7 protein-coding genes and 1 pseudogene are annotated in these 7,606 nt (G+C 68.7%); 3 read left to right on the top strand and 5 right to left on the bottom strand.

Translation table 11 applies throughout. The features are described 5' to 3' along the window. Nucleotides 1–440 (top strand): annotated as a pseudogene (locus tag QH270_RS24445) (hypothetical protein); the annotation flags it as partial. A gap of 37 nt (nt 441–477) precedes the next feature. On the opposite strand, the gene QH270_RS24440 reads toward QH270_RS24445, so the two are convergent. After that, nucleotides 478–1,557 (bottom strand): alkaline phosphatase family protein, encoded by a 1,080-nt coding sequence (locus QH270_RS24440; protein WP_280346425.1) that lies wholly within the window; start codon nt 1,555–1,557, stop codon nt 478–480. A 221-nt stretch (nt 1,558–1,778) separates the two neighbouring features. Between QH270_RS24440 and QH270_RS24435 the strand changes: the two genes are divergently transcribed. Further along, nucleotides 1,779–3,152 carry a cutinase family protein gene (locus QH270_RS24435; RefSeq protein ID WP_280346424.1) on the top strand — a complete coding sequence of 458 codons (1,374 nt, stop codon included), beginning with the start codon at nt 1,779–1,781 and terminating at the stop codon, nt 3,150–3,152. 60 nt (nt 3,153–3,212) lie between these two features. Here QH270_RS24435 and QH270_RS24430 read toward each other — a convergent pair whose 3' ends face one another. The 4 genes from QH270_RS24430 to QH270_RS24415 all read right to left on the bottom strand — a co-directional run bounded on the left by QH270_RS24430 (nt 3,213) and on the right by QH270_RS24415 (nt 7,044). Further along, on the bottom strand, nt 3,213–3,425 hold the full coding sequence (locus QH270_RS24430) for a helix-turn-helix domain-containing protein (protein ID WP_280346423.1): 213 nt from the start codon (nt 3,423–3,425) through the stop codon (nt 3,213–3,215). A gap of 200 nt (nt 3,426–3,625) precedes the next feature. Then, nucleotides 3,626–4,600 (bottom strand): helix-turn-helix domain-containing protein, encoded by a 975-nt coding sequence (locus QH270_RS24425; RefSeq protein WP_280346422.1) that lies wholly within the window; start codon nt 4,598–4,600, stop codon nt 3,626–3,628. Between the two features lie 174 nt (nt 4,601–4,774). Then, entirely contained in the window at nt 4,775–5,407 is a 633-nt protein-coding gene (locus tag QH270_RS24420; protein ID WP_280346421.1) for a GNAT family N-acetyltransferase, read from the bottom strand. Then, complete coding sequence (locus tag QH270_RS24415) at nt 5,404–7,044, bottom strand: ThiF family adenylyltransferase (RefSeq protein ID WP_280346420.1); 1,641 nt, start codon at nt 7,042–7,044, stop codon at nt 5,404–5,406. The genes QH270_RS24420 and QH270_RS24415 overlap by 4 nt, the downstream gene beginning before the upstream one ends. Between QH270_RS24415 and QH270_RS24410 the strand changes: the two genes are divergently transcribed. Continuing rightward, complete coding sequence (locus QH270_RS24410) at nt 7,000–7,446, top strand: NUDIX hydrolase (RefSeq protein ID WP_280346419.1); 447 nt, start codon at nt 7,000–7,002, stop codon at nt 7,444–7,446. The two genes, QH270_RS24415 and QH270_RS24410, sit on opposite strands and share 45 nt — an antisense overlap. Nucleotides 7,447–7,606: the final 160 nt, after the last annotated feature.

The following is a 7,606-nucleotide window of genomic DNA, read 5'->3' as shown; positions in this document are numbered from 1 at the left end:
CGGAATCGGGCTCGGGACGGTCGTCCTCGCGCAGGACGCCGATGGCCCCGCGGGTTTCGGTGAGCGCGGTCCGGCCCTGCCACCCGCTCGCCCCCCCCCCCACCCCCCCCCCCGCCCCCCCCCCCCCCGGCGCGGGGGGGGGGGGGGGGGGGGCCGTGGGCTGGGTCCTCGGCGTCTTCGGCGCCTGGGCCGTGCTGTCGGGTGCCGCCCAGCTCGTCGTCGGGCTGCGCCGACGTGGCCCGGTGCTGGGCAAACAGTGGCCGACGCTGATCTCCGGCGGCCTGTCCTTCCTGGTCGGCCTCACCTACCTGGCGCAAGCCACCGGTGACACGCCCGCACTGCGCGTGCTGTCCGTCTACGCCACCGGCGGCGGCGTCTTCTTCATCGTGCAGGCGGCACTGCTGGCGTGGAAGTCACACCAGCGCGCCGCGACTCGCTGAGGACTCCGGGTTTCCGCCGGCTGGAACACACCGACGCCTACTTCTCGGACGAACCGCCCGCCGATCCGCTTCCCAGGATGCACAACGGATTCGCCACCATGGCCGCCTGCGCCGAACCGGACGACGAACCCGTGATCCCGGAGTCGACCGGCGGCGTGTTCGGCACCGGAGCCGCCGGGTCGCCGGAGCCGCCCGTCAGCATCGACTCGCCGTCCAGGTTCGTGGGAGCCGGGACGTCGAGCAGATCCAGCACGGTCGGGGTGATATCGGCGAGGGTGTACCCGTTGTGCTGCGCCCCCGCCGCGAAACCCGCGCCGCGCGCCACCACGAAACCGGCTGTCTCGTAGGCACTCTGCCCACCGTGTCCACCGTCCGGCTTGTGGCCGTGGTCGGTGGTCACCAGGATCGTCCAACGCTCGTTCGGATGCGACGCCGCCCGCGCGTCCACCGCGGTCGTGATCTTCCCGACCAGGCCGTCCACCCGGTTGATCGCGTCCCGGTACGCCTGCGGCCAGACACCGCGCAGCGTATGTCCCACGATGTCCACCTGGTCCAGGTGCGTGAACAGCAGATCGGCGCCGTCTTCGGTGACGGCCGAGACCACTTCCCCGGCGGCAAGGGAATCGGCGGTGGTCTCACACAGGCCAGCGCCGGTGGGGTCGATCTGCGTGACGGTCACCCGATCGGCCGCCGGACTGCCGGTACGCGCGATCATGCCGATCGTGTCCCAGGTCCCGATCGAGGCCGTCGACAGCGCCGGACGCTCCCGCTCCACCTGCGTGAACACCGTCGGATACTGCGCGAAAGGCCCTGCGTTGCAGGTCGATCCGTTGTCCTGGATCCCGTGCTTGGTATCCCACACCCCGGTCAGCGCCGTGGCCCAGGAGACGCACGACATGGTGGTGTGCGGTGCGATGGAGGTGCGTGCCAGCGTGCCCTCCGCCGCCAGGCGATCGAAGTTGGGGGCATCGGCGGCGACCACCTCACTCCACAGGGTGCCGTCGATACCGATGACCACGACCTTGTTCACGACCGGAGCCGCCGGGGCGGGCGCCGCCACGACGAGTGGGACAGCGGCCAGTGCGGCGGCCCCGAGAATGCGGTGAGTACGAGACATGCGCGGCACGGTAGCCGCCGAGCGTCCGCACCACCCAGCAAATTGGACAATTGACCTATACAGTCCCGCCGATCGGGATGATCTCGTATCTGAAATGAAACTGTGTCTGAAAATGTCCACGCGGACGCCGCCGAGTGGCGACAATTGGCCACGACGGTTCGAGACGAGTCCGCACGTGTCGCGTCGTCGCGAATCTCCTTCGGCAACAGAGGAATTGGACGATGAACAGGTTGTCGAGATCCGCTGCGGCAACGGTGGTCGCCGCTCTCGTCGCGGTCGGGACCAGCACCGCCGGCGGCGCACGGGCGGAAGCGGCCGGCCCGTGGCCCTGCACCCCCTACACGGCGATCTTCGCGCCGGGGACATGGGAAACCACGCCGGACGCCGATCCCGAGGTGCCCGTCGGCATGCTCCGGCCCGTCGGCCACGGCCTGCAACGGCAGTTCGGCCCTGACATCACCGTGCTCTATGTCCCCTATGCCGCAAGCGCTTTCGATCTGGGCCTGAGTTACGCCGAATCACTGAGCACCCTGGAAACCCGCCTGCACCAGATGCTGCGCGGCCTGTGCGGCTCGACGCGGGTCGTGCTCGCCGGCTACAGCCAGGGCGCGGACGGCATCGGCGATCTTGCCACCGAGATCGGCAACGGCGAGGGCCCGATCGCGGCCGATCGGGTGGTCGGTGTCGGACTGCTCGCCGATCCCCATCGCGATCCCGACACCACACTCTCCCTGGGGAATCCGCAGCCGGGCTACGGCATAGCCGGAGCTCGGAGCCGGGACTTCGGCGCGTTGACCGATCGTGTTCGCACCCTGTGCGCCGACGGCGACTTGTACTGTTCCCTCGATGCCGCCACCTCCCCGTTCCTCGCCGTGCTCGGCCGCGTGCTGAGCGGCGATCCGGCACCGATCGCGGACGTCATCCCCGCCACGGTCGACCCCCGCAGCCTGATCGCGCAAGCGGTCACCATGGGCGCGGGCTGGACCGCCACGGCGGCGAACCTGCCGTCCATCGCCGACAACCTCACCCGGCTCCCGGAATTCCTGGCGGCGGGCGACATTCGCGGCGCGCACCGGACCGCGCGTGACCTGAACGATGCGCTGGCCCCCCTGGTACAGGCCGCCGCGGGTGTGGATCGGGTTCTGGTGGCCCAGGTCATCCGCGCGGCCGCGGCCGCAGACCCCTCCGGCTGGACCGCGGCCGTCAGCCTCATCGCCGATGCCCTCACCCGGATAGACGTCCTGAGCATCGCCGACAGGGTCGGACAGATTCAGGAAATACTCTGGCGTGCGGTCGAATCCCTCGATCGCAACGACCCCGTCGCCGCGGCCGCCGACCTCGCGGCCTTCGCCGCCACCGGCGCCGACCTCACCGGCTCCGTCCTCGGTCCCGTCGCCGCCGGAATCCGCGCCGACCTCGACACCACCACTCGAACCCTGCTCAGCATCGCCGATCCCACCAGCGTCGACGAGCTCGTGCAACTGGCCCGCCAAGGCCTGGACATGGCGAACTTCTACGCCTCCGCCGCCCACATCGACTACGACCAGGACGTCCAGGTCCTCCTGAGTTACCTGAGCTCCCAGGTCGTCGCGTAGGCGCCCCGACCCGCCGGCGCATCGGCTCGATCCGATTCGAGCCGATGCACCAGCATCACATCAGCACGACACGGCGTTGCCGATCGAGTTGTCGAGACGCACCCCCAGCACTCTCGACAACTCGCCGACATTGCCGGCACTGGGTGTCACCACGTCACGTTCCCAACGACTGATCTGGTTTGCGTCCGAAATCCCGATCCAGTCGGCCAACTCCGCCTGCGTGAATCCGGAGGCCATCCGTGCCGCCCGAATCGCTTTGCCGATCGTCGACATGGTCTCCCCTCTCTCTCGATGTCCTCGCACGGACCACGTCGGCGCGGGTGCCCGTCGGCGAACCCTCGTACCCCTGAAGCGGTCTCGCGCTGCCACATTCGAAAGGTATCGGTGAATCGGCCGCCGAAGGTGTCTGTGCGTGCACACCACCTGACTGTGCACGCACAAACGTGCGTACATTCGGGGTGCACGCACCCCGGCTACTTCGGTGGGTTGTCCGTCTCCGCGGCGCTGCGGCGCCAGTCCCGCGGCGTCATGCCGAACGCTTCGCGGAAGCGCCGGGAGAAATGGGCGGCGTCGCGAAAGCCGACGGCACCGGCCACGGCACCGATGGACCGATGCGCGTAGCCCCGGTCGATGAGCATGTCACGGGCCCGGAACAGGCGTTGTTCGATGATCCACTGCTCGAGGCTGACACCCGACTGCGCGCACACCTTGTACAGGTGCCGCACGGAGATGTTGTTGGCGGCCGCGATCGCGGGGATCTTCAGGTTCGAATCGGACAGGTGCGTCCGTACATACCCGAGGATCTGCTCGATCATCAGTTGATCCGGGATGGCGCCGCCGTCACCCGGACCGCGACCCGCGGCCGAGATCAGCAGTGCCCGAACCATTTCCATGCACGACTCGCCCAGCGAGGCGGCGGCCGGATCGGTTTCGAGCTGGTCGGCGATCCGGACCAGATGCTGGATCTGCGCCGTCACCATCGGGTACAGCGGTGAGGCCGCCAACCGCCCGTGCGCCGCGACGACCAGTTCCGGCGAGATGCCGAGTCGTTCCCTCGACAGCTGCAGGCACAGCGTTCCGCCCAGGCCGTGCCAGCCGGAGGCGAAGGTGGTGGCCAGGTCGATCACCTCGCAGGCGCCCGGTTCGATCAGCGTCTGCCCGCCGAACTGCTCGTGCCTGCGGACCTGGCCGTGCTGCACCGTCACTGTCAGGGTGTCGCTCGGCGTGGCTTGCTCGTGCCGCCTGGTGCGCCAGACCTGGTGACCGGACACCTCCGAGCGGGTGAGCGCGATCGGGCCGAGCAGCCAGGACTGGTGTCGGCTCACCACCTCGGCCGGCGCGTCCCACATCTGCAGGTTCGCGCCGAGGTCGGCCTCCTGCAGGATCGCGGTGACGGCCTCACGCCGGTCTGTCGGCGCGAAATAGTCGGAGTCGATCAGCACTGCCATTGACGATCTCCACTTCGGATTCTCGTCGGCGGTGGAGTCCCTCCCGTCGCCGACCGCTACGCGTTTGGGGTGGAGGCGATTCGGGCAAAGGTGATTGCCTGGGGCCTGTAGTCGGCGATGGTATCGCGCTATGGCCCCGCCCGGAGACCGTTTCGACAGGGTTCGGTGCCGACTTCACCGACCCGCGGTGGCGTGTTCCCTTGCCGCGGTGGGCCGTAGCGCCAATATCCGGCGCTCGTAATCCGTCGCTGCCGCAGCCCATTCCGGCCGTACCGCCGCGTAGGTGCACACATCGTGCCACCGTCCCTGGGTTCGGTACAGCTGCCGCAGCCGCGCCTCCGGTGTCAAGCCCACTCCCGCCATCACCGTGTCCATCACCGGATGGTCGTGCCGGTGCCCCGCCCACACCCGGTGGATGCCGAGCGGTCCGAAGGCGAATGCGGCCAGGAGCCGTCCCGCCTCGATGCCGCCCGCTCGCAGCGCGCCTTCGGGAACCACGACCAGACCGCCGATCATCGCGTTGCTGCCGTATTCCTCGACCAGCAGGCTGATGGTGCCGACCATGGTGTCCGCATCCGGTGCGGTGATCGCCAGGGTGTACTTGCGCCGTGGGGTCTCGCCCCGCGCACGCAGGGCCGCGTCGAACGCCGCCGCGGCCGCCCGGACGCCCATGCTGTCGGCGCCCATGAATCTGGTCAGCTGCGGATCGGTGAAGATCCGCTGGTAGACGCCGAGATCGTCGACGCGCAGATCGCGCAACCGCAACCGCTTGCCGACCAGTTCCACCTCGCGCAGATCGATCGTCACCGGACCACCTCCATCGCCCGCTCGAACTCGGGGGCGAGACCGATCGCGGGGATGAGCTCGTCGAGGTCGACGTAGGTTCGTCCCGACGGGACCAGCTCGCCGAGCAGGATCCGGCGTGCCGTGTCGGCCACCAACGCGCCGCCGAGCATCACTCCGGACGCCAGTTGCGGCCAGCTCGACAGGCTCCGGCCGATCTCCCCGATCGCGACCCGCATCGCCGGACTCAGCCGCGGCTCATCGACCACCTCCAGCAGCAGCGACAGCCTCTCGCCCCGGCTCATCCGCGCGACCTCGGACGAGGTCGTCTCGCCGGTGCGACCGTGGAACAGCGGGCGACCGGGCTCGAGATCGAAACGCTCCACATCCAGCAGGCCGCGATCGTTGGTGTCCATCAGTACCGGGATCGCCCGGCTCCGCGCGTACTCGCGGGCAGCGACTTTCGCCCACATCGTGTCGCACTCCTCGACCAGCAGATCCAGCGATCCGCTGCCGTCCACGCCGTCGAAGAACGGCCCGATCGAGTCCTCACTCAAGCCATCCGTGAACACCTCGATGTCGAGATACGGGTCGATCTCGAACATCTGCCGCGCCGCAAGCACCGCCTTGGAAACCCCGAGATCGCCCACCCCCGCCCGCAACCGGTTCAGGTTCGACAGTCCGACGGCGTCGAAGTCGGCCAAGCGGAACGAACCACCGACTCCTTCCATCGCCAGCGTCACCGCTGCGCTGTTGCCGACCGACAGCCCGACCACCCCGATCCGCCGCGCGCGCAGGTCTCGCTGCTGCGCGCGGTCGATCTTGTTGCGATTCCGATCCGCTCGCACCCGCTGGAACTCCGCGCGCGGCAGCACATGGACCAGCTGCCCGTTCCACGGGTAGAACGCCCAGGTTCCCCACTGCCACAACGGAATCTCGCCACAGATCCGGCGGCGCGCCTGCGCCCGCGAGTCGCTCGACTGCGCGACACCGGGGTCCGCGCAGCGGATCAGTTCGTCGAGCTGATCGTCGATCGTGTCGTGCACCGCGCGGACAGCGCTCGACGCTGCCAGCGATTCCAGGTCGCGCAGCCCCTGCCGGCTCGACGCGTCGAGCAGCACGGGACGAAAATGCGATGTCGCAGCGCCGGGCGTGAGTACCGCCGGACGCGGAACCGAGCGATGCCGAACCATGTGTGCACAAACCTCCGACGTTCGAGGGACGAACGAAATCCGCTCGTCCCGGTCAATCAGGACGAGCAGAGAATACAGACAGCACACCTTCAGCAAACCGACCTTCGGTCCACCGGCATGGCGCGTCCGCACCGGAGGCAAACTGGGACGATGACAGATCGAGTCGACAATTCCGGGCGACCCGTTCACGCGCGGACCCCGGTCTCGCAATAATCCCGCAAGCGAGCTGCGATCCCGCCGGGAATCGGCCTGCCGCCCGGCCACCCGACCTCGTCCACCGCGGGCGAGCACAGCGGATCGTCGCGCGGTGGAGGACGTCGACAAGGCCGGTTTCGGCGCGCCCGTTTCGAACCGCCGGGTAGCGTTGTCATCCGCTACATTCATCGAATCCGTCGGATTCGGAATCGGAAGTTGGTACGCCCCATGGTCTCCGCGTCGGAGCTGGAAGCACTGGCCCGCCAGGCCCACATCGACGGCACCGCACCGAGAGTCGGCGCGATCATCGATCGCGGCGGACAGGTGCTACTCCTGGAGCGCGACGACAGCGGCCCGATCAAGGTTCCGCTGAAGCTGCCCGGGGCCACGGTCGAGCCGGGCGAGTCCCTCGCCGAGGCGGTCGCCCGTGGCGTGCGCGCGGAAACAGGACTGGTCGTCACCGGGATCCGCCATCACGTCGGCGATTTCGACTACCTCTCCCCCGACGCACGTCCCGTTCGCCGCCTGCATTTCGCCGTGGACGTCGCGGCCTTCGAACCGATCCATCTCACTGCCCATGCGCGGTACGTCTGGGCGCCGCTCGATGGTCAGCTGCCGGTGACCTCCTCCATCCGCGGCATCCTCAACGCGTATCGCGATCTCGTACCCAACTGACGCCTCGGGCCCGCCCGGTGGCCGACAGACGGTCACCCACAACACTTTTCGACGCCAGGATTGCCATGCCCGGACCCGTCGAAGCGCCTGTTGCCGGTACCGGGGCTACGGGATACCATTTCCATGTCGGTGTACAAGTGTTCACTCGAACGAGAGGCAG

This window comes from Nocardia neocaledoniensis (assembly GCF_029868625.1).
GTDB lineage: Bacteria > Actinomycetota > Actinomycetes > Mycobacteriales > Mycobacteriaceae > Nocardia > Nocardia neocaledoniensis_A.
The sequence above is the reverse complement of the archived record's forward strand: the minus strand, read 5'-3'. Positions and strand labels throughout refer to the sequence as shown.

What these genes read in the sequence shown, in the direction of transcription:
- QH270_RS24410 (WP_280346419.1), top strand. Translation starts at nt 7,000, where the DNA reads ATGGTCTCCGCGTCGGAGCTGGAAGCACTGGCCCGCCAGGCCCACATC.
- QH270_RS24425 (WP_280346422.1), bottom strand. Translation starts at nt 4,600, where the DNA reads ATGGCAGTGCTGATCGACTCCGACTATTTCGCGCCGACAGACCGGCGT.
- QH270_RS24440 (WP_280346425.1), bottom strand. Translation starts at nt 1,557, where the DNA reads ATGTCTCGTACTCACCGCATTCTCGGGGCCGCCGCACTGGCCGCTGTC.
- QH270_RS24430 (WP_280346423.1), bottom strand. Translation starts at nt 3,425, where the DNA reads ATGTCGACGATCGGCAAAGCGATTCGGGCGGCACGGATGGCCTCCGGA.
- QH270_RS24435 (WP_280346424.1), top strand. Translation starts at nt 1,779, where the DNA reads ATGAACAGGTTGTCGAGATCCGCTGCGGCAACGGTGGTCGCCGCTCTC.